This window comes from Shinella kummerowiae, from assembly GCF_009827055.1.
GTDB classification, from domain to species: Bacteria; Pseudomonadota; Alphaproteobacteria; order Rhizobiales; family Rhizobiaceae; genus Shinella; species Shinella kummerowiae.
Genome location: NZ_WUMK01000004.1, coordinates 27,000 through 39,161 on the forward strand (window position 1 = coordinate 27,000; position 12,162 = coordinate 39,161).

Genomic DNA, 12,162 nt, shown 5'->3' on the forward strand with positions numbered 1-12,162 from the left:
ACGAAGCTTTATGACAGGACTGTAGGCTTGGCCCGCGGGCCGGCGGCAGGGAAAGACTTCGGGAAATGGCTTCGGACCCGTCAAACGGTATCGAGACGAGACGGGCATCCGCGGTCACCTTCGCGGCAAGTCTGACCTTCGAGGATATCCACCATAGCTATCACGGCAAGGAAACCATTCGCGGCATTTCGCTGACGGCGAAACCGGGGCAGGTGCTCTGTCTGCTCGGCCCCTCCGGCTCCGGCAAGACCACGCTTCTTCGCATTGCCGCCGGCATCGAGGCGCAGTCGGCCGGCCGCGTTCTCCTGAACGACCGCGAGATCGCTGGTCCCGACCTGTTCCTGCCGCCGGAGCGACGCGGCGTCGGCCTGATGTTTCAGGATTTCGCGCTCTTTCCCCATATGTCGGTGCTCGACAATGTGCGCTTTGGCCTGACGGCCTTGCCGCGTGCGGAGGCAGAGGCCGAAGCCGAGGCCGCGCTGGAACGCGTCGGCCTGGCGCACTATGCCGAAAAGTTTCCGCATGTCCTGTCCGGCGGCGAGCAGCAGCGTGTGGCGCTCGCCCGGGCGCTGGCGCCGCGCCCGTCGGTTCTCCTGATGGACGAGCCGTTCTCCGGCCTCGATTCACGCCTCAAGGATTCGATCCGTGCCGATACGCTGGCGATCCTGCGCCAGTCGCGGGCAAGCGCCATCGTCGTGACGCATGACGCCGAAGAAGCGATGCGTATGGGCGATCGCATTGCGCTTTTGAAGGACGGGCGGCTTGTGCAGGAGGGCACGGCGGAGGAGTTGTATCTCAATCCCAAGGACATTTTTGCCGCCGCCTTCTTTTCGGAAATCAACGAGTTTCCCGGATACGTGCGCGGCGGCCGCGTGGAGACGCCGCTCGGCAATGTCGACGGCCGGCATTTCAGTGACGGGCAGAAGGTGCGGGTCGCGGTGCGCCTTTCGGGCCTGCATGTGAGCGAGAGCGGCGGCGATGTGCCTGCCCGCATCCTGTCGCGGCGGTTTCTTGGTGTGGTCGAATTGCTGGAACTTGCGGTCTCCGGCACCGAGCGGCCGGTCAGGGCGCGTGTCCGCGCGGATCAATTGGCGGCCGGATTGCGTGATGTCACGCTTTCGGCTAACCAGCGCGACATACTAGTGTTTGTAAAAGACGGCTGAACGTCTTACATCGGGGTTCGAATTCGAAAGGGAGTTACGGGAATGGGTTCATTCAGCATCTGGCATTGGCTGATCGTTCTGGTGGTTGTGCTGCTGTTGTTCGGCCGCGGCAAGATTCCGGAACTGATGGGCGATGTCGCCAAGGGCATCAAGAACTTCAAGAAGGGCATGTCCGACGAGGAAGCCGCCGCCGCTGACAAGGCGAAGACCGTCGATCACAAGGCCGACGAGGTCAAGTGACCGGGATTCCGGCCGCGAGCATCGGTTCGCGGCCCATGAGGACACGACCCCATGCTTGATGTCGGCTGGACCGAAATACTCGTCATCGCCATTGTTCTGATCATCGTGGTGGGTCCCAAAGACCTGCCGCAGATGTTGCGGACGTTTGGCCGGATGATGTCGAAGATGCGCGGCATGGCGAGTGATTTCCGCCAGCAGTTCGACGAGGCGTTGCGCGAGGCCGACCTCGAAGACGTCAAGAAGACGATCGGCGAGGCGCAGAAGCTCAACCCGCTGAACACCATCCGCGATGCGGTCAATCCGCTGCGCCAGATGGGCAACGACATCAAGGCCGATCTGCAGAAGACGACCAGTTCGGTCTCGTCTTCGAGTTCGGCGGCAAATCCGGTCGACAGCGTCTCCAGTGCGCCCGTCGCCGTGCCGTCGGAGGCGCAAAAGCCGGCCTCCACCGAGCCGGTGGCCGCTGTTCCGCTCAAGGCGGGGCCGACCCGGAAGACTGCGGCGAAGACGTCCTCCGCCAGCGCCGCGAAGACGGCAAAACCGCGCAAGGCACCGGCCAAGACCGAGGCCAAGGTCGAGGTCGAAACGAAACCGGCCGCGAAGGTTGCATCCGGCAAGAAGGCGGCTTCCGCCAAGTCCAAGACAGCGAAGACCAAGAAGGACGAGGCATGAGCGGCGATATCGAAGACAAGCCCCAGCCGCTGATCGAGCACCTGATCGAGCTTCGCCAGCGCCTGCTCTGGGCGGTCGGCGCGTTCTTCGTGGCGTTCCTCGTCTGCTTCTACTTCGCCAAGCAGCTGTTCAACCTGCTCGTCCTGCCGTTCAAATGGGCGGTGGAATGGGCGGGGCTGACGCACCGCAATGTGGAGCTGATCTATACGGCGCCGCAGGAATTCTTCTTCACGCAGATCAAGGTCGCGATGTTCGGCGCGTTTGTCATCGCCTTCCCGGTGATCGCGCAGCAAATCTACAAGTTCGTCGCGCCGGGCCTCTACAAGAACGAGCGTTCCGCCTTCCTGCCGTTCCTGATCGCTTCGCCGATCCTCTTTCTCATTGGCGCGGCGCTGGTCTATTTCTTCTTCACGCCGATGGTCATGTGGTTCTTCCTCGCCATGGAACAGGGCGGCGGCGAGGGGCAGGTGTCGATCCAGCTCCTGCCGAAAGTGTCCGAATATCTCAGCCTGATCATGTCGCTGATCTTCGCCTTCGGCCTGGTCTTCCAGCTTCCGGTCATCTCGTCGCTGCTCGTGCGCGCCGGTTTCATCACGTCGCAGACGCTGAAGGAAAAGCGTAAATACGCCATCGTCATCGCCTTCGTCGTCGCCGCCGTGCTGACGCCGCCGGACCCGGTCTCCCAGATCGGCCTTGCACTGCCGGCCATCCTTCTCTACGAGATTTCCATCTATACGGCCCGACTCATCGAACGGCAGCGGGCGAGCGCCTCCAACGCACAAGATGCGGAAAACGAGGTCGCTGCAACGCCGGACGAGGCTGACTGAGCCTCGTCGGCAGGTCGCTGCCGGGCGCGGATGGGTCTCAATCCACGGAACGCCTGGAACGACAATGCTTGATATCAAATGGATCCGCGACAATGCCGACGCCTTCGACGCCGCTCTGGCGAAGAGAGGCGCCAGCCCCCTTGCAACGACGCTGATCGATCTCGACGAGAAGCGCCGCAGCGTGATCCAGAAGGCGCAGGACATGCAGTCGCGCCGCAACGCCGCCTCCAAGGAGATCGGCGCGGCGATGGCGAGCAAGAACAGCGAGCTTGCCGAAAAGCTGAAAGCCGAGGTTACCGCGATCAAGGATCTGCTTCCGGCTGCGGAAGAGGAAGAGCGCCAGGTCACGGCGGAACTCACCGATCAGCTCTCGCGCATCCCCAACATCCCGCTCGAAGACGTGCCGGTCGGCAGCGACGAGACGGGCAATGTCGAGAAGCTGACATGGGGCAGCAAACCCGGCTGGAACCACAAGGCGCTCGAACACTACGAAATCGGCGAAGCGCTCGGCTGGATGGACTTCGAGGCCGCTGCGAAAATCGCCGGCTCGCGTTTCACCGTGCTGAAGGGCCAGCTTGCCCGGCTTGAGCGCGCGCTCGGTCAGTTCATGATCGACGTGCACACCGGAGAACACGGCTATACGGAAGTCCATGCGCCGCTTCTGGTGCGTGACGACGCCATGTTCGGCACCGGCCAGCTGCCGAAATTCTCCGAAGACCTGTTCCGCACCACGGATGGCCGCTGGTTGATCCCGACCGCGGAAGTCTCGCTCACCAATCTGGTGCGCGAGGAAATCCTCGACCAGGAGAAGCTGCCGCTTCGCTTCACCGCGCTGACGCCGTGCTTCCGTTCGGAAGCCGGTTCGTCGGGCCGCGATACCCGCGGCATGCTGCGCCAGCACCAGTTCATGAAGTGCGAGCTTGTCTCGATCACCGATGCGGATAGCTCGATCGACGAGCACGAGCGCATGACCGCCTGCGCGGAAGAGATCCTGAAGCGTCTCGGCCTGCACTACCGCGTCATGACGCTGTGCACCGGCGACATGGGCTTTGGCGCCCGCAAGACCTACGACCTCGAAGTCTGGCTGCCGGGGCAGGATACGTTCCGCGAAATCTCGTCCTGCTCGGTCTGCGGCGATTTCCAGGGCCGTCGCATGAATGCGCGTTATCGCGGCAAGGACGACAAGGCGACGAAGTTCGTGCACACGCTGAACGGTTCGGGTACGGCCGTCGGCCGCGCGTTGATCGCCGTCATGGAGAATTATCTCAACGAGGATGGCACGATCACCGTGCCGGACGTGCTGCTGCCCTATATGGGCGGGCTGAAGAAGATCGAGAAGGCCGCCTGAGGCGGGAGATGACATGCGCATTCTTCTGACGAACGATGACGGTATTCACGCCGAGGGCCTTGCTGCCCTCGAGCGGATTGCCCGCGAACTGACGGATGACGTCTGGATCGTCGCGCCCGAGACCGACCAGAGCGGCCTCGCCCATTCGCTGACGCTGTCCGAGCCGCTGCGCCTGCGCAAGATCGACGACAAGCGGTATGCGCTGCGCGGCACGCCGACGGACTGCGTCATCATGGGCGTGCGCGAAGTGCTCGACGAGAAGCCGGGTCTCGTTCTGTCCGGCGTCAATGCCGGCGCCAACATGGCAGATGACGTCACCTATTCCGGCACGATCGCCGGCGCGATCGAAGGCACGCTGCAGGGCATCAAGTCCATGGCGCTCAGCCAGGCCTATAACCATGCCGGCGGGCGTGTCGTGCCGTGGGAGGTTGCGGAAACCTTCGCGCCGAAGCTGATCCGCCAGTTGATGGATGTGGAACTGCCCGACTGGACATTCTTCAACCTCAACTTCCCGAACTGCGCACCCGCCGACCTTCAGGGTGTCGAGGTGACGAGCCAGGGTAAACTCGATTTCGGTCTGACGATCGACGAACGCGCCGATGGCCGCGGCCTGCCGTATTATTGGCTGCGCTTCGGCGAGAGAAAGGGCGATTTCCGCGCCGGGACCGACATCCACGCGGTGAAGAACCACAAGATTTCCGTGACGCCGCTCAAGCTCGACCTGACGGACTACGCCGTGCTCGACCGCGTGCAGCGGGCGCTTAATGGCGAGGATGCGGATTGAACACGGGGCGGGTGATCGAGAAGGAAGGTTTGGCCGCGCTGGCGATGCGCCTGCGCGCGCAGGGCATCAACAATCTCGACCTCCTGACGGCCGTGGAGCAGACACCGCGCACGCTGTTCGTACCGCCGCAGTTTACCGGTGAAGCCTATTCGCGCCGCGTTCTGCCGCTGGAATGCGGGTCGTTCATGGAAGGCATCGACCTTGCGGTGCGCATCCTGCATTTCCTCAATCTCAAGGCTGGCCAGCGCATTCTCGAAGTCGGCACCGGCAGCGGATTCACCGCCGCCGTCATGGGACGCCTGACGGAGCGCGTCCTGACGGTCGACCGCTACAAGACGCTTGCCAACACTGCGCAGCAGTCCATCGAAAAAGCCGGTATCCGCAACGTCATCGTGCGGCAAGCGGATGGCAGCAATGGCATGCCGGGCGAGGGCACCTTCGACCGCATTCTGGTAACCGCAGCCTTTCCGGCCCTGCCGCGCTCCTTTGCCGAGCAGCTTGTCTCCGGAGGCATGCTGATCGCGCCTGTCATGGTCAGCGATACCGAATGTCGCATGCTGAAGCTGGTGAAGACCGGCAGCCGTTTCGACCGCGAAGACCTCTTCGACGTGCCTTACCTGCCGATCGTACCGCAGATGGCGCAGGCGCTCTAATCACCCTCTCATGATCCGTATTTGTCGCTCGGCAGGCCGTCGCCCTGCTGAGTCTCTTGGCGTTTTTGCTGGAAATCCGGGGCCTCCGGAAACGCCGCTTGCAGGCGACGCGAGGATTCTCCTCGCAAATACAGCGCGTTAACCTTTTGTTAACCAGCGTAAGCTTCGCGCAAGTTTCGGGGCGTAGGCCGGTGACGAAGCAGCAGTTTCCACGCAGGACGCCGGTTTTCAGATGATGCGGTCGTTCCGATGGAGAGGGTAATGTACGTCTCGAACAGGATCACCAGCAGCTCTACCGGCGACAGTCTCGCATATCTTGCGACCAAGGCTGCAGGCAAGGCTGTTGAGGAGAATGCCGAGGTTGGTTCGACCGCCCATCTCGCCGGTGGCAGCTACGATCCGTCCGCCCATGTCGGCCTGACGGTTGATGCCCTTCTTGTGCTGAGCGTCGCCAAGGAAGAGATGACATCCAGTCTGCCGGCGTTGACCGAAGCCGAGCGCAACAATCTCGACACGGCGGAGCTTGAAAAGCGCGAAAACGATGCGTTCGGACACTTCCTCGCGGAAGGCGACCGAAAGGGCTACTATCGCGCTTACATCGAATATTTCGACAGCATGCCCATGCAGGACCAGCGCAGCGCCCGTTACGCCGGCACCCGCGAGCCGGCCGTCGCTGCTCTGCGCGCCATCGCCTACAATGAGAGCGCCCTCGACATGACGGCGCCCGATACGGCACTCGAAAATGCTGCCGTCGCGGGTGAACAGTCGGTCCGTCGTTCCACCCCCATTTCGGCGATCTTCCAACCGAGCCAGGGCGATTTCGAAAACGCCGCCCGCGTCGGTGGCCGCATCTCGCGCGCCGACAGCATGTACGCGACCGGCTTCTAGTCGTTTCGACCTTGGTTTTGCCATGGTGCGGGAACACCATGGTTATCAATTCACCAAAAACCTGTTGCGGATAGCCCAACTTTAACCGGGCGGTAACTCTAACGCGCTTTAATCGACCTACATCAAGTAGTGTACCGATTGGGTTAGTCTCATGCGTAAGAGTGTATCGCCGAGTTTTGGTAGGACCGCGAGCCGCCTGGTAGTGGCCGCCCTGCTGGCCAGCGTTGCGACCGGGTGCAGCTCGGACGTTTCCCGTTTTGGCGGCCTCTTTTCCTCCTCCTCTGGTCAGGACAATATCACGACGAGTTCGGTTCCGCGCCGCACGCTCTTTGGCGGCGGCGAGACCAATCCGGTTCCGCGCGGCACGGTCGGCAACGGCCAGCAGTTTGCGACGGGCGACCAGATGGGGACGCGCAACGAGGCGATGAACCAGCCGTTCCCGGATCAGGGTACGGTTTCCTACGATCCGATCAACACGGCGACGACCAGCGGTTCCGGCACACGCCTGGCGACGACGCCGATGCGTGTGCAGCGCGGCGATCTCAGCGATCCGACAGCCGGCGTCCGCCAGGATGCCGAGCGCGAAGTGGCCGTTGCCCGGGACACGACCGAGCGCAAGGCGAAGGCTATCGTCTCGGATGCGGACACCTTGACCACGGCAACCGTGAACAAGGCCAAGGCTGGCTGGTCGACGAACAACGCACCGGTCGTCATGCTGCGCCAGGGCGAAAGCGTTAAGACGCTCGCCAACCGCTACGGTGTTCCGGAAAAGGAAATCCTTGCGGCCAACGGCCTGAAGCGCGCTTCCGACGCCGAGCCCGGCCAGAAGATCGTCATCCCGACCTTCAGCACCACCGCCAGCGCCGCCAAGGCCTCGACGGACCATACGCTCAAGGTTGACAACAAGCTTCCGACGCCGGAGCGCAAGGGTGAGCAGAACGTCGCCATCCTGCCCGGTACCTCCACCCGCGAGAAGCAGAAGTCGGAAAGCGGCCAGACGAATTCCAACGTCGCCGATGCTGCCGAAGGCAAGGGCAAGGCCGGCTACGAAGTGCAGCCCGGCGATTCGCTTGCCAAGATCGCGCGCAGCAACGGTGTTTCCGTCGATGCGCTGAAGAAGGCGAACGGCCTTGAAACCGCGTCGATCCGCATCGGCCAGAAGCTGACGATCCCGGCTGGCGGCGCCGTCGAAGCGACGACCGACAAGACCGTGACGGCGTCTGTTCCGGTCAACAAGGAAAAGAAGGTTGAGACGGCGGAAAAGAAGCCGGAATCCTACAAGGCGCCGGTGAAAACCGTCTCGGTCACGGAAGCGACGGAAAAATCGGACGTTACGGATGAAGCGCCGGAATCGACCGGCATCGGCAAGTATCGCTGGCCGGTTCGCGGTGCGGTCATTGCCGGCTACGGCGCCAATGTCGAAGGCAACCGCAATGACGGCATCGACATTTCGGTCCCGGAAGGCACGCCGATCAAGGCGGCGGAAAACGGTGTGGTCATCTACTCGGGCAGCAGCCTGAAGGAACTCGGCAATGCGGTTCTCGTGCGCCACGACGACGGCACGGTTACGGTCTACGGCCATGCCGGCGAGTTGAGCGTGCAGCGCGGCCAGAAGATCCAGCGCGGCCAGACCGTCGCCACCTCCGGCATGAGCGGCAACGCCACCCGTCCGAAGGTTCACTTCGAAGTGCGCAAGAATGCGACCCCGGTCAACCCGATGACCTTCCTGGAATAGGATTGGTCGACGGGCAGCATTGATATGGCAACGGGCGGTCCCTTAGGGCCGCCCGTTCGCGTTTCCCTGCTTCTAGCCGACGCGTCGACCGAAGGCCTCGCGGTAGGCGGCCGGCGTTGTAGCAAGGTGCAGTCGAAAATGGTGGCGGAGCGTTCCGGTCGTGCCGAAACCGGAGAGTGCCGCAACCTCTTCAACCGACGCATCGCTTTCTTCGAGCAGGTCGCGTGCTTTTCCAAGCCGTTGGGCCAAAAGCCAGCGCGCGGGCGTCATGCCGGTCGCGGCTTCGAAGCGGCGCAGGAAGGTGCGTGTGCTCATGCCGGCACGCCGCGCGAGTGACGCGGCGGAATGATCCGCGCCGAGATTTTCCCGCATATGGTCGAGAAGCGCGCCGAGGCGGCCGCTTTCATGGGGTCGCGGCACCACCTGCTTGATGAACTGCGCCTGGCCACCATCCCGGTGAGCCGGGAGGACAAGGCGGCGGGCCACGCGGTTTGCCGCTTCCGGTCCGAAATCCCGGCGGATGAGATGGAGGCAGAGGTCGAGCCCGGCCGCCGTGCCGGCGGAGGTCAACACCGTGCCGGCATCGACATAGAGCACGTCGGCGCTGACTCTGATTTCCGGGTGCCGTGCCGTCAGGGTGTCGGTGTAGCGCCAGTGGGTCGTGGCGCGCTGGCCGTCTAGCAAGCCGGCCGCCGCCAGCACGAAGGCGCCGGAGCAGAAGGAGAGGAGACGCGCGCCGCGCGCATGGGCTGCCGTCAACGCATCGATCAGCGCCTGCGGCACCGGCGCGTCCGTGCCGCGCCAGCCCGGAATGATGATCGTCCCCGCCTCAGCCAGCAGGTCCAGGCCGCCATCGACGGAGAATGTCAGCCCGCCTGCCGCGCGCATGTTGCCCGCATCCACGCCGGCCACGGCGAAGCGGTACCAGTTCGTGCCCATCTCAGGTCGTGGCAGGGCAAAGATCTCGGTCGCGATGCCGAATTCGAAGGTGCAGAGTTGATCATAGGCGATGGCGACGACGAGCGGATTGGGCAACGGGCGGAGCGATAGCGGGTTTGGCATGATGTTCATTCTATATGGCGTTCATGCCATCTGCAATCCCGGCTCACAACCCGCTAGATGTTAACCATCCAACAGGGAGCAGAGATCATGAGCTACGTCACCGATTACGCACCGGCACCATCCGCTATCGCCATCGAGCATTTCCTGAAGCGGCTTTCCGTCGAGACCGATTGCGCCGATGTCTCCGCCGCCCTCAAGGCCGGCGATCAGGACTTCGTGCTGCTGCACGTCGTTGGCTCTGCGGAAGCCTATGCGCGGCGGCATGTGCCGGGCGCGCTGCACCTTCCGCACCGCGAAATTTCCACCGCGCGCATGGCGGCGTGGCCTGAGGACACGCTCTTCGTGGCCTACTGCGCCGGTCCGCATTGCAACGGGGCGGATCAGGCGGCGCTGAAGCTCGCGCGGCTCGGCCGGCCGGTGAAAATCATGATCGGCGGCATCACCGGCTGGGCGGATGAAGGGCTGCCCTTCGCAACCGGAGCCGAACCGGGCGATCTGCTCGCGGTCGCTGCCGAATGAGCGCCGACAAGCTTGTCGTGCGCCCGTTCGAACCGCGGGATGTCGATGCGGTCTGGCGACTGATGCGGGAATTGGTGGTGTTCGAGGGATATCTCGACGCCTTCTTGGTCACACCTGCCGATCTCCTGACCCACGGATTTGGTCCGACGCCCGCCTTCGGTGTGTTCGTTGCGGTGAAACAGCATACGATCGCCGGCATCGCCGTGCATTACCGCATTCCGTGGACGTTCGATCTGCGGCCGGTCCTGGTGCTGAAGGAGTTGTTTGTCGCGGAGGCGTTTCGGGGGCTGCATGTGGGTAGCATGCTTTTTGCGCATCTGCAGGCCCATGCGACCGAGATCGGCGCGTCGGCGCTACGATGGACTGTGCTTCCGGACAATGAGCCTGCCAAGCGATTCTATGCGGCGCAGGGTGCTGCGCGCGATGCAGCCTGGGAGCATTGGACCCTGCCAATCGCGCGGCGAATCTGAAACGGTCGGCGCAGCCACCAACCACAGGAGAACCCCTTGATTACCTGCTACCTCAGATATGTCATCGACCCGCACAAGCTGGAGGCGTTCGAAGCCTATGCCCGCGCCTGGATTCCCATCGTCAATCGCATGGGCGGCACGCATCACGGCTACTTTCTGCCGAGCGAGGGCGCAAACAACATTGCGCTCGCACTCTTCAGCTTCCCGAGCCTTGCCACCTATGAAGATTACCGCACGCGCATGCTGAACGACCCGGAATGCATCGCCGCTTTTGAAATGGACAAGCGTAACCGCAGCATCATCAGCTATGAGCGCAGCTTCATGCGCCCGGTTCTTTCGTAAAAAGACGAAAGCCGGCTCGTTTGGAGCCGGCTCCTCGGGTCATTTGTTGAGCGGTTTGCCCAGCCGGCCGGCGAGGTCCTGCACATATTGCCAGGCGACACGGCCGGAGCGGGAGCCACGGGTTGTGGCCCATTCGAGGGCTTCGGCGTGGAGTTGTTCCGTCGGAATGCCCAGATCGAAATGACCCGCATAACCGTCGATCATTTCGAGATATTCGACCTGGCTGCACTTGTAGAAGCCGAGCCAGAGGCCGAAACGGTCAGACAGCGACACCTTTTCTTCGACCGCTTCCGACGGATTGATGGCGGTCGACTGCTCGTTCTCCATCATATCGCGCGGCAGGAGATGCCGACGGTTGGAGGTGGCGTAGAGCAGCACATTGTTCGGCCGGCCTTCCACGCCGCCATCGAGCGCCGCCTTCAGCGATTTGTAGGACGTGTCGTCATGGTCGAAGGAGAGGTCGTCGCAGAAGATGATGACCGGGCAGGGCGCGTCCTTGAGGATCTCCATCAGCGCCGGCAGTGTTGCGATATCCTCCCTATGCACCTCGACGAGCTTCAGGCCATTCTTCGTCTCGCTCGCAGCGAGCGCGTGCACCGATTTCACCAGCGACGACTTGCCCATGCCGCGCGCGCCCCAGAGCAGCACGTTGTTGGCCGGCAGGCCGCGGGCGAAGCGCAGGGTGTTGTCGACCAGGATGTCGCGCACATGGTCGACGCCACGGATGAGGTCGATGTCGATGCGGTTCGGGCGTTTCACGGGCTGGAGGTGCTGGCGCGCCGGCGACCAGACGAAAACGTCGGCCGCATTCCAGTCGTTGACGGCGGGTGCGGGGCCGGCGAGGCGCTCGAGCGCGGCATTGATACGGCCGATTTCGGCGAGCAAAAGCTTGACGTGATCTTCCTGCAATTTCTCTCTCCTCATGCGTTCTTGCCGGGTAGCATACGGCGCCACATCGCGAAAAGAGGGAAAGCGCTTGAAAACAGGCGGCTTCTCAAGGTCGTGTGTTGCATTCGAGACCCCTTTGCCTATATTCCGGCAACCGAAATGGGCCGCCAGGCTCTATAAATTCAAGATTTCAAGGAGTAGCTGATGTTCATTACCGAGGCCTTCGCCCAGACGGCGGCACCCGGCGGAGCAGCCGGCGGCGCGGACATTCTCATGTCGGTCCTGCCGTTTCTGCTGATTTTCGTGGTGATGTATTTCCTCATCATCCGTCCGCAGCGCGCCAACATGAAGCGTCGCGAAGAGCTTCTGAAGAACATCCGTCGTGGCGACCAGGTCGTCACCGGTGGCGGTATTGTCGGCAAGGTCTCCAAGGTCCTCGACGGTAACGAGCTCGAAGTCGAAGTCGCCGAAGGCGTCAAGGTACGCGTGGTCCGCAGCGGCATCAGCGAAGTCCGCGTCAAGGGCGAGCCGGTCAAGGAATAACATGGCCGCCATCCGCCCGGGTGAAAAT

Annotated in this window: 15 protein-coding genes; 13 read left to right on the forward strand and 2 right to left on the reverse strand. The window is 62.9% G+C overall.

Annotated features, from left to right (window positions below):
* The first annotated feature begins 65 nt into the window (after window positions 1-65).
* The 9 genes from GR138_RS10990 to GR138_RS11030 all read left to right on the forward strand — a co-directional run bounded on the left by GR138_RS10990 (window position 66) and on the right by GR138_RS11030 (window position 8,310).
* The gene (locus tag GR138_RS10990) at window positions 66-1,163 is read left to right on the forward strand and encodes an ABC transporter ATP-binding protein (protein ID WP_160859305.1); all 1,098 of its coding nucleotides are present in this window, start codon (window positions 66-68) and stop codon (window positions 1,161-1,163) included.
* Window positions 1,164-1,205: 42 nt separating this feature from the next.
* Complete coding sequence (locus GR138_RS10995; RefSeq protein ID WP_023511864.1) at window positions 1,206-1,403, forward strand: twin-arginine translocase TatA/TatE family subunit; 198 nt, start codon at window positions 1,206-1,208, stop codon at window positions 1,401-1,403.
* A 51-nt stretch (window positions 1,404-1,454) separates the two neighbouring features.
* Window positions 1,455-2,075, forward strand: a complete 621-nt coding sequence (gene tatB / locus GR138_RS11000; RefSeq protein WP_160859307.1) for a Sec-independent protein translocase protein TatB — start codon at window positions 1,455-1,457, stop codon at window positions 2,073-2,075.
* Window positions 2,072-2,902 carry a twin-arginine translocase subunit TatC gene (tatC, locus tag GR138_RS11005; protein ID WP_160859309.1) on the forward strand — a complete coding sequence of 277 codons (831 nt, stop codon included), beginning with the start codon at window positions 2,072-2,074 and terminating at the stop codon, window positions 2,900-2,902. Before tatB ends, tatC begins: the two co-directional genes overlap by 4 nt.
* Window positions 2,903-2,966: 64 nt before the next feature.
* Complete coding sequence (gene serS / locus GR138_RS11010) at window positions 2,967-4,250, forward strand: serine--tRNA ligase (RefSeq protein WP_160859311.1); 1,284 nt, start codon at window positions 2,967-2,969, stop codon at window positions 4,248-4,250.
* Between the two features lie 13 nt (window positions 4,251-4,263).
* Window positions 4,264-5,034, forward strand: a complete 771-nt coding sequence (surE, locus tag GR138_RS11015; RefSeq protein WP_160859313.1) for a 5'/3'-nucleotidase SurE — start codon at window positions 4,264-4,266, stop codon at window positions 5,032-5,034.
* On the forward strand, window positions 5,031-5,687 hold the full coding sequence (locus GR138_RS11020) for a protein-L-isoaspartate(D-aspartate) O-methyltransferase (protein ID WP_276508782.1): 657 nt from the start codon (window positions 5,031-5,033) through the stop codon (window positions 5,685-5,687). Before surE ends, GR138_RS11020 begins: the two co-directional genes overlap by 4 nt.
* Before the next feature lie 261 nt (window positions 5,688-5,948).
* The gene (locus tag GR138_RS11025; protein WP_160859315.1) at window positions 5,949-6,575 is read left to right on the forward strand and encodes a hypothetical protein; all 627 of its coding nucleotides are present in this window, start codon (window positions 5,949-5,951) and stop codon (window positions 6,573-6,575) included.
* A gap of 151 nt (window positions 6,576-6,726) precedes the next feature.
* Window positions 6,727-8,310 (forward strand): peptidoglycan DD-metalloendopeptidase family protein, encoded by a 1,584-nt coding sequence (locus GR138_RS11030; protein ID WP_160859317.1) that lies wholly within the window; start codon window positions 6,727-6,729, stop codon window positions 8,308-8,310.
* A 72-nt stretch (window positions 8,311-8,382) separates the two neighbouring features.
* On the opposite strand, the gene ftrA is transcribed toward GR138_RS11030, so the two are convergent.
* The gene (ftrA, locus tag GR138_RS11035) at window positions 8,383-9,372 is read right to left on the reverse strand and encodes a transcriptional regulator FtrA (RefSeq protein ID WP_160859319.1); all 990 of its coding nucleotides are present in this window, start codon (window positions 9,370-9,372) and stop codon (window positions 8,383-8,385) included.
* Window positions 9,373-9,459: 87 nt separating this feature from the next.
* On the opposite strand from ftrA, the gene GR138_RS11040 reads away from it, so the two are divergent.
* From GR138_RS11040 to GR138_RS11050, 3 genes are read left to right on the forward strand one after another with little or no spacing between them, the layout of a single operon-like run.
* Window positions 9,460-9,891 (forward strand): rhodanese-like domain-containing protein, encoded by a 432-nt coding sequence (locus GR138_RS11040; protein WP_160859321.1) that lies wholly within the window; start codon window positions 9,460-9,462, stop codon window positions 9,889-9,891.
* Entirely contained in the window at window positions 9,888-10,361 is a 474-nt protein-coding gene (locus GR138_RS11045) for a GNAT family N-acetyltransferase (protein ID WP_160859322.1), read from the forward strand. The genes GR138_RS11040 and GR138_RS11045 overlap by 4 nt, the downstream gene beginning before the upstream one ends.
* 36 nt (window positions 10,362-10,397) lie before the next feature.
* Window positions 10,398-10,703 (forward strand): NIPSNAP family protein, encoded by a 306-nt coding sequence (locus tag GR138_RS11050; RefSeq protein ID WP_160859323.1) that lies wholly within the window; start codon window positions 10,398-10,400, stop codon window positions 10,701-10,703.
* A gap of 39 nt (window positions 10,704-10,742) precedes the next feature.
* Here the strand turns inward: GR138_RS11050 and GR138_RS11055 are convergent, their stop codons facing one another.
* On the reverse strand, window positions 10,743-11,627 hold the full coding sequence (locus GR138_RS11055; RefSeq protein WP_420853636.1) for an ATP-binding protein: 885 nt from the start codon (window positions 11,625-11,627) through the stop codon (window positions 10,743-10,745).
* Window positions 11,628-11,795: 168 nt separating this feature from the next.
* Between GR138_RS11055 and yajC the strand changes: the two genes are divergently transcribed.
* Entirely contained in the window at window positions 11,796-12,134 is a 339-nt protein-coding gene (gene yajC / locus GR138_RS11060) for a preprotein translocase subunit YajC (protein ID WP_160859325.1), read from the forward strand.
* Window positions 12,135-12,162 lie beyond the last annotated feature (28 nt).

What these genes read in the sequence shown, in the direction of transcription:
- GR138_RS10990 (WP_160859305.1), top strand. Translation starts at nt 66, where the DNA reads ATGGCTTCGGACCCGTCAAACGGTATCGAGACGAGACGGGCATCCGCG.
- GR138_RS10995 (WP_023511864.1), top strand. Translation starts at nt 1,206, where the DNA reads ATGGGTTCATTCAGCATCTGGCATTGGCTGATCGTTCTGGTGGTTGTG.
- tatB (WP_160859307.1), top strand. Translation starts at nt 1,455, where the DNA reads ATGCTTGATGTCGGCTGGACCGAAATACTCGTCATCGCCATTGTTCTG.
- tatC (WP_160859309.1), top strand. Translation starts at nt 2,072, where the DNA reads ATGAGCGGCGATATCGAAGACAAGCCCCAGCCGCTGATCGAGCACCTG.
- serS (WP_160859311.1), top strand. Translation starts at nt 2,967, where the DNA reads ATGCTTGATATCAAATGGATCCGCGACAATGCCGACGCCTTCGACGCC.
- surE (WP_160859313.1), top strand. Translation starts at nt 4,264, where the DNA reads ATGCGCATTCTTCTGACGAACGATGACGGTATTCACGCCGAGGGCCTT.
- GR138_RS11025 (WP_160859315.1), top strand. Translation starts at nt 5,949, where the DNA reads ATGTACGTCTCGAACAGGATCACCAGCAGCTCTACCGGCGACAGTCTC.
- GR138_RS11030 (WP_160859317.1), top strand. Translation starts at nt 6,727, where the DNA reads ATGCGTAAGAGTGTATCGCCGAGTTTTGGTAGGACCGCGAGCCGCCTG.
- ftrA (WP_160859319.1), bottom strand. Translation starts at nt 9,372, where the DNA reads ATGCCAAACCCGCTATCGCTCCGCCCGTTGCCCAATCCGCTCGTCGTC.
- GR138_RS11040 (WP_160859321.1), top strand. Translation starts at nt 9,460, where the DNA reads ATGAGCTACGTCACCGATTACGCACCGGCACCATCCGCTATCGCCATC.
- GR138_RS11045 (WP_160859322.1), top strand. Translation starts at nt 9,888, where the DNA reads ATGAGCGCCGACAAGCTTGTCGTGCGCCCGTTCGAACCGCGGGATGTC.
- GR138_RS11055 (WP_420853636.1), bottom strand. Translation starts at nt 11,627, where the DNA reads ATGAGGAGAGAGAAATTGCAGGAAGATCACGTCAAGCTTTTGCTCGCC.
- yajC (WP_160859325.1), top strand. Translation starts at nt 11,796, where the DNA reads ATGTTCATTACCGAGGCCTTCGCCCAGACGGCGGCACCCGGCGGAGCA.